Here is a 12,706-nt window from a genome sequence, read left to right on the forward strand (position 1 = left end):
GCTCGCAAGGTTTCCCCTCGGGTCTTTCCCGACAAACCCGAAGAAGCCTAGTCAAGTCTAGGCGGTTGTGGTTGTATGACCGTGTCCGCACTGGGCGGGCACGGAGGGGGATCTCATGACATCGATCAAGCGCTGGGCTGTCGTCCCGGTGGTGTGCGGCCTCAGCACGGTGGTGCTGGCTGCACCGGCGTTCGCCAACTACTACAGCTGGGGAGTGGTGAACGCCTACGAGGGCTCGACCCTGGTGGCGAAGGGAAAGGGGACCGTCGGCGTCGACTACGGGCTGGACGTGATCGGCGGACACGCCACGTCCTACGACCCGCGACCGGGCGGGAGCCCTGCCTACGCCAAGATCCACTACAACTACACCGTCCCGATCTTCGACGGCCCTCGTGATGCCCGTGGCGTCGACAACGCCACGGCCACCTGGGTCGACAGGTTCGTCAACGGCAACCTCAACACCACCTACAGCGCCGCGGAGCTGCGCGGCGAGGCCTGCCAGAACGACAAGCTCGGCCCGGACGCGTGCAAGGGGAGCGCCTGGACCAACCAGAAGTGGTGACTGACGACCATCAGCTGGCAGCCGAGGGCGACGAGAGCGACCTCCGCCCTCGGCTGCGGGACGTCACCATGCGTCGCGGGTCCTTTGTCCTCGCCTGTCCCGAGTGGCGGACCCTGCCGGGACTGACCGCGGTCGTGGGGCTCAACGGCGCAGGTAAGACGACGCTCCTCGAGCTGCTGTCGGGCCGGCTGCGCCCTACCGAGGGCGAGGTCGAGCAGGCGGCCCGGGTGAACGTCCTGCCCCAGGTTGCCCGCCTGTCCAGCGCCGTGTCGGTGGCGGACCTGTACCGCTACCTCGCCGCCCTGCGTGGGGTCGGGCGCCGCGAGCGGGAGGCCGAGGTGCAGACGGCCCTGCGGATGGCCGGACTCCTCGACCACGAGGCCAGCCCGATGCGACAGCTCAGCGGTGGGTGGCAGCAGCGGGCTCTGGTCGGTCAGTGCCTGCTCGGGTCGCCGACCGTGCTGCTGCTCGACGAGCCGACCGCGTCCCTCGACGTCGGTGCGGCGCGCGCCATCTGGGAGCTGATGCGCGAGCTCTCGGGACGCCTGCCCGTGGTGGTCGCCACCCACGAGGCGTCGGCATCGGTCGAGTTCTGCGACCAGATGGTCGCCGTCTACGCCGGCGTGGTCGGCCAGGCTCTCGAGGGAGACCTGCTGCGCACCGACCTGAGTCGTGCCTCCGGTTCGGCTGAGAGCTTCCTCCTGGACCTGATCGCGCCGCAGGAGCGCAGCGCATGAGGGCACAGCTGCGGCGGCCGATGCCCTGGTTGGTGACGGCCTCGATGCTGGCGGCCATGGCGACGGTGCTTGCGCTGCGCGACGCGGACTGGATGGGAGACCCGCTCTGGGGCCAGGAGACCATCGGGGTCGCGCAGGGCTTGATGCTGCCGCTGCTGGCGGGCGCTGCCGCGATCGTCGGCTGGCAGGACATCCAGGGCCTCCTCACGCTGATCCCGGATGCACGGCTCCGCCTGAAGCACCTCTGCGCGACCCTCGCCGTGTGGGCCGTCCCCGTGGTGGTGCTGTATGCCGTGGCCAACCTGTTCGTGGTGCTGGCCTCCCGGTGGACCGACCCGTCGATCCCCAACGCGACGCCGTGGCCGGCGCTCACCCAGATCGGCGGCGCACTGCTCACCTTCCTGGTGGGGTACGCCCTGGGTGTCGTGCTGAAGTCCTGGCTGGGCTCGGTCGTTGCCGCGCTGCTCACGGCCGGGGTCCTGATCCTCGACCGCATGGGCGTCATCGCGACCGGGCTCGCGGAGTACACCGCCAGCGGGACGATGCTGGGAACGAGCGCCAATCCGCCGTACTTCGCGATGCGGCTCGTGTGGATGGTGCTCGTCGGCGCGGCGATCGTGGCCCTCGTCGTGACTGGCGCGGGCAAACGGGTCCCCCTCGCCGCGGCGCTCGGCGTCGCCCTGCTCATCGGGCAAGTGGCCTTCGGGTCCAACGACAGCTACACGGTGGTGCAGGTGCGGGCCGACAGCTGCACGTCCACGCCCGTCGTCGTGTGTGCGCCGCCGGAGTTTCGCGCCCGGGCCGAGAAGGCCTCGCAGATCGCCGGCGCGAGCGCGGCGACGCTGCAGGCGCTCGGGGCGCCCACACACAGGTGGTTCGTCATGTGGCAACCCGGGAACGACCAGCTGGACAACCTGATGCTGATCGATCCGGGCAAGATCCGTGCCCCTCTCCGGACCCGCGATGTGGTGTCCGGAGTCGTCGCTCCCAAGTCCTGCGAGCTGTGGCACGCGCCCGAGCCGCCACCGAACTCCTGGTTCTACAGCGCGGCGCTGGTCGAGTCCTACGTGATGAGCGAGCTCAACGGTCAGAGCGCCGAGCCCTACGGCCGGCTCCTGGCGACACGGGGCTCCGTCGGGGCACACGACCTCGTCCTTCAGGCGGCGACGGCACTCCAGGAGTGCGAACCGGCGAAGGTCCCGGCGTCGTTCGGCCTGGAGTAGGTGTGCGGTGATCCGCGGCTGGCTGGCCGATCACGACTGGCATCTGGCGGTGTTGTCCACGGGTCTGGCAGGGGTCGCCCTCGTGACCGGTCAGCCGATCCTCGCGAGCCCGCTGGGGGAGTCGTACCAGGGGATCACGGTGGGGCTGCTCGCCCTGCTGTGCAGCTGCGTGGGTTTCGCGCTGAGCCTGCGGTCACGCGCTGCCAGGGCCCTCAGCGTCCGGGCGGGCGCGAGATACCGCCTGCTGTGGTTCGTCGTGCAGCTGCTCGTGGTGGTCGCAGTCGCCGAGTCGGTGGCGGGCCTCGACCTTGCGCCCCGGCGTCTGGTGTTCGCCGTCGGCTGGGGCGCGGGGGTGGCTGGTCTCCTGGCGCTCGTGTCGGAGGGCGCTTCGATCCTGTACGGGTTCCTGTTGTTCGCCTCCGCCGTCCTGACTCCGCGAGGGGAGCCCGCTCGATGGTGGGCGCCGCTGGCTCACGCGCCCGTGCGGGATGGCGGGGTCGTGGTCGCGGCTATAGTGCTGCTGGCCTGTGGCGCCGTCTACGTGGCCAATCCGCGGCGAGGCCGAGGGTTCTAGCGCGATCGGATCGCCCGACCGCCCACTAGCTTGTCGTCGGGCGGCGTCGTCCCGCTATCCTGTGCGGCGGTGTCGACGCAGGTCGGCGCCACCCGCCGAAGTGCCTGATGTTCGGCAGGCCGAAGTGGTGGAATGGCAGACACGGAGCACTCAAAATGCTCTGCTCGAAAGGGCGTGCGGGTTCGAGTCCCGCCTTCGGCACCCAGCTGAGCTGTTTCCTTTTACCGGCAGTCGACTGCGAGCACAGGTTTGCCGATCACGTCGACCGCCTGCGACTCCGCTTCGAACCGAGCTGACTTCGTCTGGTCGGTGAGGCAGTCGGGCCAGCCGTCCATGTGCATCACGCCTTGAGCGTCGATCCAGGAAACCGACCCCATGAAGCCGTAGGACCACCCGTCTGCCACGAAGGATGCCTGCCGGCCCATGGTCGACACGTGAGCGGAGCCCGTAAGCCACATCGGTTGCGCCGCATCGCGCCCGACGCCGTAACCGATCAGCCCACCCAGCGACAGGATCGCCACCCCACCAACCAGCCATTTCCCCATGGCCCAAGACTGATGGGCAAGCCCCTCGCTGTCCACCAGCTCAGTGCGTGAGCAGGTTGAGCACGACGGTCAGCGCGACCGAGAGAAGTATTGACACGAGGATCATCGTGAGGCAGCCTGCAGCGCCCCCAAGGGGCCGGACGTCGACTCTTCCCACGCGCATGGGCCATGTCTACCCCGCGCAGCCCGGATTGACACCGGCAGGCTCTACCCTTGGCCGGGCAGACCGGGACACCGGTCTCTTTTCGATCGACAGCCAAGTGAAACATCCACAGGGGGACTCGTCCGTGTTGCAAGCTGGCTGGGTCCTGGCAGGGGTCGCTTCCACCGCACTCTCAGCGCTGACGAAGATCGCCGTCCACGTCCCAGCGGGGCTTTCGGTGGTGGCCAACTTCGTCACCGTGTTGGTTCCCGCTGCGGCTGTCTTCATGTGGATTCGTGGTCGAAACCCGCTGGTCAAGGGCGCGCTCGATGCTGATCGCACGCAGACGGTCGGCCCCGTGCTCGAAGAATATGGAGGCCAGTCGCGGCGAGCTGCGCGGAAGCGGTGCGAGTCGCGCACGAAGCGAGTGCTCTCAGGGAGCGGCAGCCGAGATGTTGCCGACGAACTGCGATGGCTCGACGTAGACCCCGAAGACGAGAAGCTCAAAGACAAGAAGCTCAAAGGCAAGAAGCGCAAAGACCAGAAGGGCAAAGACGAGAAGGGCAAGGACGAGGAACTCGAACCCGTCCGTCCGGTCGCCATGTACGGGTTCGGGAGGTCTGACACCGCTGCCGAGCTCGCTGCGCTGAGCGCTGCATACCGGAAATACGCCGTTCGGCTTCGTGCCCGCGGCCTGCTGGGAGGGGGCTTCGCGCCGATCATCGGTCAGGAAGCCGAGATCGCTGACGCAACAGCGCGTCGACTTCAGACGACCGCAATGTTCGCGCTGGGGCGCGCGTCGTCGACGGAAGACCCGACGCTGACCATCGCCCTACCCAAGCGAAAGACCCATCTGGCTCTCAGTCATATCGAGCAAGGGTCCGCGCCCGGGAACCACATCAACGTCCTCACGGTCACCCACGTCCACGAGCGGGTCGTGCTGGCCGGACAGTTCAGTGAGTGGCTCGCAAACACAGATGATGTTCGCACCATCCCCGTCTCGCTCGAGCAGTCCGATCAGGAGCTCGTGGCGAAGAACATCACGGGCAAGACGTTCGATGGAGTCCTTCCCTGTTTCCGGGGCGCGCTCGTCGAGCGCGACCCCGCCAGTGGGTGGCGGCGCCTGCACCTCGAGCTGGCCGAAACCTCATACAGCGCCATCGTCGCCACGCAGTACCCGGGCAGCCGCGGCACCGGTCGAGCGCGAGAGGAGCTGAACCACGAGGCGAACGTCCTCACGCTCTCGTGCACACCGGTAACCAGCGACGGCTTCCTGGCCTTCGGGCGACGCTCCAAGCATGTGTTCAACGCCGGACTGCTGACCCCTGCCATCAACGGCAACCTCGAAATGCGCCAGCGCTTCGGCATCTTGTACGACGCCGACCGGGACGGGGTGCCAGACCCGCTCATCGCCCTGGCACGCGAGGCCAAGGAGGAGCTGGCGCTCGAGATGAGCACCGACCGATTCCGCATCCTCGGGTTGACCCACTTCGACTCGGCCGACGAGGTGGGCACCCACAGCTTGCTCACGACGTGCCGCGTGGAGGTGACAGCTGCTCATCTGGCTCGCCGGGCGGCCCTTGCGGACCCCGCTGAGGGGCTGTGGGAGCTGGACGACGATCTCTGGTTCCTTCCCGAGCGACCTCCGGGCGGTTCGCAGTCGGCAGACGAGTGGGTCGACAGCGTCCTGCGCTGGTCGCTCAACTCGCCAGACCACACCCCCCACCTCACGAGCTCCCTGATCGCTCACAACTCAGGCGCCCTGTTTGAACGTTTCGGGTCGCCCGAGGGCGTGCAGGCGCATGTTGTGTCACTGGTCGGGGAGGAGCCGAGCCCGCCGCCCGAGGGCCTCTTCCGTTTGACTCGTGGGGAATGAGGCGCCTGACACCGTCAGACCGGAGCGCTGCACAGCGTCAGTACGTGTCGACTTCCACGAGGTCGACCCTGCGGTGGAACCGCATCCCGGCGCTGCCGCCGACGATGGCGCCGGCCAGGCTGGTGACAGCGGCGAGGACGAGTGCCACGATCCCCGCGGTGGTGAGGTCGGCTGACTTGATCGGCAGGCGCGGGAAGCTGTTCAGCTGTCCGAGCACGTCGTACTTGGTCCCCGCGACGGCGCCGACGATGCCGACGATGAGTGCGATGACCAGGGCCCACAACCACACCGCAAGGCCCTGCTTGGCGCCGTTGAAACGAGCCATGCGACCGGCCACGTAGCCGCCGCAGTAGTAGCTGACGAAGAGGATGACGGCCAGCGCCACCGCCCCCACGATGCCGACCGTTCCGACGTCCTTGGACGCCTTCGCGGCTGCCGCGGTCGCATCCGTCCCGGTGCCCAGCCCGACGGCGGTGCCCGCGGCCGCCAGGATCGCGGTGAGGATCACCGCCATACCCATGGCTGTGAGCCAGCCGAAGAAGGCGGATCCCAGCTTCATCCCGCCGAACCGTTCAGCCTGCGCTGCAACCCGCCTCTCGCCGTATGCCGCAGGCTCCTCGTCGCGCCCGAAGCTCTGGGTCTCGTCCGTGCTGGTCATGTGCGCCTCCTTGTGGTTCAGGGAAGTGGTGTCCAAGGGCTTGTCGCTCCACCTTGCTCCCCGTTGACCGCCCTGTCGAGTTGGCCAGCGCCGCATCGCTCGCAGGCGTCGAGCCGACTACCGCCAGGCGTCGAGCCGACTACCGCCAGCCGGTGGTGTGCACACCGCACCGGCCGATGTCCGGCGCCCGGTCGGGACTCAGCACGGTCCGGACCGTCCAGCGGATCCGCCGGCGGGTGATCACCAGGAGCACTCCCACCCAGAGGGCGATCGCCCAGCCCTGGGGTCCTTTCGGCGGGTTGGGAGGCGGGGGATAGGCGCCGTCGAACAGACCGGCGGCCTGCTCGAAATGGTTCTCCGATCCCGGGTAGAGGGTGTTGTCCACGAGGTAGAGCACCGGCAGCAGGGCGATCCCTCCGACGATGCTGCACACCGCCCACTGGTCGACGTGTCGCGACTCGTGCTGGGCGAGGTCACGGGCCCGGATGGGGTTGATGCGCGGGACCGGGGAGGCCATGAACACCTCGCCGACCATGCTGCCCATGTGCCCCGCGGCCTGCGGGACGAAGGCCAGCGTGATGGGCGGGTCACCCACGCTGCACAGCCCCCGACCAGGGGCCTGCGCGAACGCCAACGCGAGCCCGCTCACCGGTGCCGTCATCACGGAGCGGACCGTCGACCACAGGGGCGGCCGCTTCGGAGCGCGTGGGTCGATGACGCGCCGGCCTTCCGCGATGGACGTGTCGGCGACGCAGGCAGGCAGCTGGCGGGCTCGCTGGGAGACCCGCAGGCCGAACCCGGAGACGGAGAGGAGAGCCAGGACCACCATCGCGACCAGCAGTCGCCGGTGACGGCGCTGGCAGAGGTCACAGGCGAGCACCCGGCGTGGACGTAGCCAGCGGGTCCGGGGAAGCACGAGGAAGAGTCCGACCAGGCCGCCGCCGAGGAACGCCACAATCACCCACACGACCCGCATCGCCGCTGAGGTCGGCCGGCGACGGGGAGGGGCTGACTCAGCCACCTTGTCCTCCCACTGCCAATGCCCTCGATCCGCGGGATCTCGGGCGGGACGCCCGGACCCGCAGGGGGGACAGCCACCATCATCGTCGCTCTCGCGGTCCCCAACCAGCCTCCGGCAACCTGCCGTTAACGCGAGTCGCCTAGGCTTCCGCCGTGAGCGAGACCGAGAACCCGACGCCCCCGCCGTCTGCACGCACCCGCATCCTCGTGGCCGAGGACGAAGCCCTCATCCGGCTCGACCTCGCGGAGATGCTCGTCGAGGCGGGCTACGACGTGGTCGGCCAGGCGAGCAACGGCGAGCAGGCCGTCGAGATGGCCACCGAGCTCGTCCCGGACCTCGTCATCATGGACGTCAAGATGCCGGTCATGGACGGCATCACGGCGGCCGAGCAGATCGGTGCGGCTCGGATCTGTCCCGTCGTCATGCTCACGGCCTTCAGCCAGACCGAGCTCGTCGAGCGGGCCCGTGACGCGGGGGTGATGGCCTACATCGTCAAGCCGTTCACGGCCTCCGACCTCAGCCCCGCCATCGACATCGCCCGGCACCGCTGGACCGAGGTCAAGGCGCTCGAGCAGGAGATCAGCGACCTGGGGGAGCGGCTGGAGACCCGCAAGTCGGTCGACCGCGCCAAGGGCGTGCTCATGAAGAAGCTCAAGATCAGCGAGGCCGAGGCGTTCCGCTGGATCCAGAAGACGGCGATGGACCGGCGGCTCGGTATGCGCGAGGTCGCCGACGCTGTCGTCGCGGGGATGGACAAGGCCTGACCGTGGGTGTGGTGGTGCGCAGGGCGGCGTCGGCGGACTCCGAGGTCCTGGCGGAGGTGGCCGCGGCGACGTTCGCCCTGGCCTGCCCGCCGCACATCACCCAGCGAGCCATCGACACGTTCATCGCGGAGGTGCTCTCGCAGGCGTGCTTCGACGCCTATCTCGCGGATCCGCAGCGGGACCTGTTCCTCTCCGTGGAGGATGGCGCGGGCGGCACGGGCGGGACGCCCGACACGGTGACGGGGTACGCGATGGTGGTGCACGGCGAGCCGACCGATGCCGACGTGCAGACCGCCATCACCCTGCGGCCGACGGCAGAGCTCAGCAAGATCTACGTCCTGCCCGACCACCATGGCGCAGGCACCAGCCGGCAGCTGATGGGGGCCGCGCTCGAGGCCGCTCGGGATCGGGGTGCGGTCGGTGTCTGGCTCGGGGTCAACCAGCAGAACGAGAGGGCCCAGAGGTTCTACCTCAAGAGTGGCTTTGCCAGGGTCGGGACCAAGCGCTTCCTCGTCGGGGACCGCTATGAGCACGACTACGTGTTCGAGCGTGCCCTGTGAGCCGAGGAAAGTTGTTGAAGTCTTCACGAAGGCCCGCGAATGGGCCTAGAGTCCTGAGTCGGTCGCCTTTCGGGGCGCCACGGCCGCCGGGGGAGCCGTGTGCAGTGGTGAGGAGCAGTTCCATAGCGACGATGGAGGTACCCCGGTGAGCCGTCCCGCGATCAGCGTCAAGCGTGTCTCCGCCGACGAGGAGCGCTCCTTCACCGAGCTGTGGCTCTCGTCCAGGGTCGAGGCCGGCATCAGCGCCGAGGTGGCTGCCCGGGCTGCGTCCGAGGGTCGGGTGGCGACCGCGCTGCGCCGCGAGGACGTCCGGGCGTACATCGCCACCACCGAGGGTCGCCCGGTCGGCTTCGCCGTCGCCGCCACCAGCCCGTTCTCGTCGCTCACCGACAACCCCTGCGTGACGATCGACCAGCTCTACGTCGTCCCCGAGGCGCGCAAGCACGGAGTGGCCCGCCAGCTGATGACGGCCGTGACCCTGTATGCCGACTCCCGCGGATGCGACCAGATCGGCTGCAACGTCCCGGCTCAGCACCGCGAGGCCAACCGCTTCTTCGCCCGGCTGGGCTTCTCGTCCCAAGTGGTGCGCAGGGTCACCAGTGTGGCCGCGCTGCGTCGTCGGCTCGGTCAGGACGAGTCGGGGCACAGCTCGCTCGAGGCACTGCTGCACCGTCGGCGCTCGCTGCGCGCTCGCGACCGCGCCAGCGCCGGCAGCCGCCTCGCCGGCTGACGTCCAACCCCTGCCCCGGTAAGCCGCGGGATGGGCACACCGCGGCCCCCGGTACTCGGTGCGCTGTCCCGGGGGACTGCGCGCTCAGGCTCCGGGGGCGGCGTCGCGCAGCAGGCAGGTGATCCGGCAGGTGCAGGTGCGCCGGTCCTGGTCGTCCGTGATGACGATCTCGTAGGACGCGAGGGTGTTGCCCAACGACAGCGCGGTCGCCGTGCCGGTGACGAAGCCCGAGCGGGCGGCACGGTGGTGGGTCGCGTTGATGTCGAGACCCACGGCGATCCGTTCCGGGCCGGCGTGCAGAGCTGAGCCGATCGACCCGAGGGTCTCCGCGAGCACCACGGACGCCCCTCCGTGAAGGAGTCCGTAGGGCTGGGTGTTGCCCTCGACGGGCATCCTGGCCACGAGGCGCTCCGGCGAGGCCTCGAGCACCTCGATCTGCATGCGGTGCAGCAGGGAGTTCGGGTTCATCGACATCATCGCGTCGAGGGCGGCGGAGAAGTCACTGGCGGTCGCGGGGCTGTCACTCATAACCAATAGGCTGCCATGCGTGAGTCGCCTCCTGCTCCTCGACGGTCATTCCCTCGCCTACCGCGCCTTCTTCGCGCTGCCGGCCGAGAACTTCTCGACCAGCACGGGACAGCACACCAACGCCGTGTACGGCTTCACGTCGATGCTTATCAACGTGCTGCGTGACGAGCAGCCGACCCACGTGGCGGTGGCATTCGACGTGTCACGACAGACCTTCCGCAGCGAGCAGTACGCCGACTACAAGGCCACCCGCTCGGCCACCCCCAGTGAGTTCTCCGGCCAGATCCCGCTCGTGCGCGAGGTGCTCGACGCCCTCAAGATCCAGTGGGTCGAGGTCGACGGCTTCGAGGCCGACGACGTCATCGCGACCCTGACCACCATGGCCACCGCCGAGGGCATGGAGGTCGTCATCTGCAGCGGTGACCGCGACGCCTTCCAGCTCGTGACCGACTCGGTCACCCTGCTCTACCCGGTCCGCGGAGTCTCCGAGGTTTGGCGGATGACCCCGTCCGCGGTGGAGGCCAAGTACCTCGTGCCGCCGGACCGCTACAGCGACCTCGCCGCCCTCGTGGGCGAGAGCAGTGACAACCTCCCGGGCGTTCCGGGAGTGGGTCCCAAAACCGCGGCGAAGTGGATCACCCAGTACGGCGACCTCACCGGTGTCGTGGCCCACGTCGACGAGATCAAGGGCAAGGCGGGCGAGTCGCTGCGCGAGCACCTCGATGGCGTGCTGCGCAACCGACGCCTCAACCAGCTCGTCCGCGACCTCGACCTGTCGGTCGGCATCGCCGACCTCGAGCGCCAGAACTGGGACCGCGAGCAGGTGCACCACGTGTTCGACAGCCTCGAGTTCCGCGTCCTGCGCGACCGGCTCTTCGAGTACCTCGAGGCGCCCCAGGAGGAGGCAGACCACGGCTTCGACCTCGACGGCACACTCCTCGCGCCCGACGAGGTGGCCGGGTGGCTGCAGGAGTATGCAGCGCCCGGCGCCACCGTGGGCGTGCATCTCGTCGGCCGCTGGGGCCGCGGCACCGGGGACGTGACGGCCCTGGCGCTGGCCACCGACGGTGACGCGGCGGCATACGTCGACCTGACCACACTGGACCCGGCAGGGGAGGCGGCCGTCGGCGCGTGGCTGGCCGACGCGCAGCGTCCCAAGGTGCTGCACGACGCGAAGGGTCCGTTGTTGGCCCTCGCGGCACGAGGCTGGCCGGTCGCGGGGATCACGACCGATACCGCCCTGGCGGCCTACCTCGTGCGACCGGACCAGCGCTCCTACGACCTGGCCGACCTCGTGCTGCGGCACCTCGGGCGCGAGCTGCGCGCAGAGACCGACACCTCCGGACAGGGACTGCTCGACTTCGGTGACGAGGGAGACGCGGGCGCGCAGGACGCGATGGTCCGGGCGCGCGCGGTGCTCGACCTGGCCGGTTCGCTGGCCGAACAGCTCGAGGCCACCGGCGGCACCTCGCTGCAGCAGGACGTCGAGCTGCCGCTCGAGCAGGTGCTCGCGGGGATGGAGCGCACCGGCATCGCCGCCGACGTGGACGTGATGACGGGGCTGGAGGCGGACTTCGCGGCCAAGGTGCGCGAGGCCCAGCAGGACGCCTACGACGCGGTGGGCGGCGACCAGATCAACCTCGGGTCGCCCAAGCAGCTCCAGGTGGTGCTCTTCGAGACCCTCGGGCTGCCCAAGACGCGCCGCACCAAGACCGGCTACACCACGGACGCGGACGCCCTCAACGACCTGTACACCAAGACCGAGCACCCGTTCCTCGAGGCGCTGCTGCGTCACCGCGACGCGTCGCGCCTGCGGGTGACCGTCGAGGGGCTGCTCAAGTCGGTGGCCGATGACGGGCGCATCCACACGACCTACCAGCAGACCATCGCGGCGACCGGTCGGCTGTCGTCCACTGACCCCAACCTGCAGAACATCCCGATCCGCACCGACGAGGGCCGTCGGATCCGCGAGGTGTTCATCGTCGGCGAGGGCTACGAGTCGCTGATGTCAGCCGACTACAGCCAGATCGAGATGCGGATCATGGCCCACCTGTCCGGTGACGAGGGCCTGATCGAGGCATTCCGCACCGGCGAGGACCTGCACCGGTTCGTCGGCTCGCGGGTGTTCCACGTCGAGCCCGAGGACGTCACCCCGGCGATGCGGTCCAAGGTCAAGGCGATGTCCTACGGCCTGGCCTATGGGCTGTCCGCGTTCGGGCTGTCCAAGCAGCTCACCATCTCGACCGGTGAGGCCCAAGGGCTCATGGACGAGTACTTCGCGCGGTTCGGTGGGGTCAAGGACTACCTGGACTCCGTCGTCGCCGAGGCGCGCGGGACCGGATACACCCAGACCATGCTGGGACGTCGCCGGTACCTTCCGGACCTGACCTCCGACAACCGCCAGCGCCGTGAGATGGCCGAGCGGATGGCGCTCAACGCGCCCATCCAGGGGTCCGCAGCCGACATCATCAAGGTCGCCATGCTGCGGGTCGACGACGCGCTGCGCGAGGCCGGTGCCCGGTCGCGTCAGCTGCTCCAGGTCCATGACGAGCTCGTCCTCGAGATCGCTCCGGGGGAGCGGGACGACGTCGAAAAGCTCGTGCGTGCCCAGATGGGCGGCGCGATCGAGATGGACGTGCCGCTCGATGTCAGCGTCGGGGTCGGCCGCTCCTGGCACGACGCCGCCCACTGACATTTGGGTCTAAAACGGAAATTTGGCTTCCATAACGAATCCAAACCGTGATGTGTTACGGATCATGGCAACTTTTGTGAAGAATTGATGGTCC

The 12,706-nt window shown here is 69.0% G+C and carries 14 protein-coding genes and 1 tRNA gene; 10 read left to right on the forward strand and 5 right to left on the reverse strand.

Features of this window, described 5'->3' with window-relative positions:
* The first annotated feature begins 115 nt into the window (after positions 1 to 115).
* The 5 genes from BJ986_RS14175 to BJ986_RS14195 all read left to right on the forward strand — a co-directional run bounded on the left by BJ986_RS14175 (position 116) and on the right by BJ986_RS14195 (position 3,297).
* Positions 116 to 562: a hypothetical protein gene (locus BJ986_RS14175; RefSeq protein ID WP_179422688.1), complete on the forward strand. Its 447-nt coding sequence runs from the start codon at positions 116 to 118 to the stop codon at positions 560 to 562.
* The gene (locus BJ986_RS14180) at positions 559 to 1,299 is read left to right on the forward strand and encodes an ATP-binding cassette domain-containing protein (protein WP_179422690.1); all 741 of its coding nucleotides are present in this window, start codon (positions 559 to 561) and stop codon (positions 1,297 to 1,299) included. The genes BJ986_RS14175 and BJ986_RS14180 overlap by 4 nt, the downstream gene beginning before the upstream one ends.
* Positions 1,296 to 2,522 (forward strand): hypothetical protein, encoded by a 1,227-nt coding sequence (locus tag BJ986_RS14185; RefSeq protein WP_179422692.1) that lies wholly within the window; start codon positions 1,296 to 1,298, stop codon positions 2,520 to 2,522. The genes BJ986_RS14180 and BJ986_RS14185 overlap by 4 nt, the downstream gene beginning before the upstream one ends.
* 49 nt (positions 2,523 to 2,571) lie before the next feature.
* Entirely contained in the window at positions 2,572 to 3,096 is a 525-nt protein-coding gene (locus BJ986_RS14190) for a hypothetical protein (protein WP_179422694.1), read from the forward strand.
* A gap of 118 nt (positions 3,097 to 3,214) precedes the next feature.
* A tRNA-Leu gene (locus BJ986_RS14195) sits at positions 3,215 to 3,297 on the forward strand.
* A gap of 20 nt (positions 3,298 to 3,317) precedes the next feature.
* Here the strand turns inward: BJ986_RS14195 and BJ986_RS14200 are convergent.
* The gene (locus BJ986_RS14200) at positions 3,318 to 3,641 is read right to left on the reverse strand and encodes a hypothetical protein (RefSeq protein WP_179422696.1); all 324 of its coding nucleotides are present in this window, start codon (positions 3,639 to 3,641) and stop codon (positions 3,318 to 3,320) included.
* Between the two features lie 40 nt (positions 3,642 to 3,681).
* The gene (locus BJ986_RS16685) at positions 3,682 to 3,804 is read right to left on the reverse strand and encodes a hypothetical protein (RefSeq protein WP_272955407.1); all 123 of its coding nucleotides are present in this window, start codon (positions 3,802 to 3,804) and stop codon (positions 3,682 to 3,684) included.
* Between the two features lie 220 nt (positions 3,805 to 4,024).
* On the opposite strand from BJ986_RS16685, the gene BJ986_RS14205 reads away from it, so the two are divergent.
* The gene (locus BJ986_RS14205; RefSeq protein WP_179422698.1) at positions 4,025 to 5,659 is read left to right on the forward strand and encodes an NUDIX hydrolase; all 1,635 of its coding nucleotides are present in this window, start codon (positions 4,025 to 4,027) and stop codon (positions 5,657 to 5,659) included.
* Between the two features lie 37 nt (positions 5,660 to 5,696).
* Here BJ986_RS14205 and BJ986_RS14210 read toward each other — a convergent pair whose 3' ends face one another.
* Positions 5,697 to 6,317, reverse strand: coding sequence for a hypothetical protein (locus tag BJ986_RS14210; RefSeq protein WP_179422700.1), 621 nt, complete (start codon positions 6,315 to 6,317; stop codon positions 5,697 to 5,699).
* Between the two features lie 139 nt (positions 6,318 to 6,456).
* Positions 6,457 to 7,338: a hypothetical protein gene (locus BJ986_RS14215; RefSeq protein WP_179422702.1), complete on the reverse strand. Its 882-nt coding sequence runs from the start codon at positions 7,336 to 7,338 to the stop codon at positions 6,457 to 6,459.
* 152 nt (positions 7,339 to 7,490) lie between these two features.
* Between BJ986_RS14215 and BJ986_RS14220 the strand changes: the two genes are divergently transcribed.
* From BJ986_RS14220 to BJ986_RS14230, 3 genes are all read left to right on the forward strand, one after another.
* Complete coding sequence (locus tag BJ986_RS14220) at positions 7,491 to 8,102, forward strand: response regulator (protein WP_179422704.1); 612 nt, start codon at positions 7,491 to 7,493, stop codon at positions 8,100 to 8,102.
* A gap of 2 nt (positions 8,103 to 8,104) precedes the next feature.
* Positions 8,105 to 8,662: a GNAT family N-acetyltransferase gene (locus BJ986_RS14225; RefSeq protein WP_179422706.1), complete on the forward strand. Its 558-nt coding sequence runs from the start codon at positions 8,105 to 8,107 to the stop codon at positions 8,660 to 8,662.
* A 145-nt stretch (positions 8,663 to 8,807) separates the two neighbouring features.
* The gene (locus BJ986_RS14230; protein WP_179422708.1) at positions 8,808 to 9,392 is read left to right on the forward strand and encodes a GNAT family N-acetyltransferase; all 585 of its coding nucleotides are present in this window, start codon (positions 8,808 to 8,810) and stop codon (positions 9,390 to 9,392) included.
* Between the two features lie 84 nt (positions 9,393 to 9,476).
* Here BJ986_RS14230 and BJ986_RS14235 read toward each other — a convergent pair whose 3' ends face one another.
* Positions 9,477 to 9,920 (reverse strand): PaaI family thioesterase, encoded by a 444-nt coding sequence (locus BJ986_RS14235; protein ID WP_179422710.1) that lies wholly within the window; start codon positions 9,918 to 9,920, stop codon positions 9,477 to 9,479.
* 19 nt (positions 9,921 to 9,939) lie between these two features.
* Here BJ986_RS14235 and polA point away from each other — a divergent pair, with 19 nt between their 5' ends.
* On the forward strand, positions 9,940 to 12,612 hold the full coding sequence (gene polA / locus BJ986_RS14240) for a DNA polymerase I (RefSeq protein ID WP_179422712.1): 2,673 nt from the start codon (positions 9,940 to 9,942) through the stop codon (positions 12,610 to 12,612).
* Positions 12,613 to 12,706 lie beyond the last annotated feature (94 nt).

The sequence above is a fragment of the Pedococcus badiiscoriae genome (assembly GCF_013408925.1).
GTDB lineage: Bacteria > Actinomycetota > Actinomycetes > Actinomycetales > Dermatophilaceae > Pedococcus > Pedococcus badiiscoriae.

What these genes read in the sequence shown, in the direction of transcription:
- BJ986_RS14175 (WP_179422688.1), top strand. Translation starts at nt 116, where the DNA reads ATGACATCGATCAAGCGCTGGGCTGTCGTCCCGGTGGTGTGCGGCCTC.
- BJ986_RS14185 (WP_179422692.1), top strand. Translation starts at nt 1,296, where the DNA reads ATGAGGGCACAGCTGCGGCGGCCGATGCCCTGGTTGGTGACGGCCTCG.
- BJ986_RS14200 (WP_179422696.1), bottom strand. Translation starts at nt 3,641, where the DNA reads ATGGGGAAATGGCTGGTTGGTGGGGTGGCGATCCTGTCGCTGGGTGGG.
- BJ986_RS16685 (WP_272955407.1), bottom strand. Translation starts at nt 3,804, where the DNA reads ATGCGCGTGGGAAGAGTCGACGTCCGGCCCCTTGGGGGCGCTGCAGGC.
- BJ986_RS14210 (WP_179422700.1), bottom strand. Translation starts at nt 6,317, where the DNA reads ATGACCAGCACGGACGAGACCCAGAGCTTCGGGCGCGACGAGGAGCCT.
- BJ986_RS14235 (WP_179422710.1), bottom strand. Translation starts at nt 9,920, where the DNA reads ATGAGTGACAGCCCCGCGACCGCCAGTGACTTCTCCGCCGCCCTCGAC.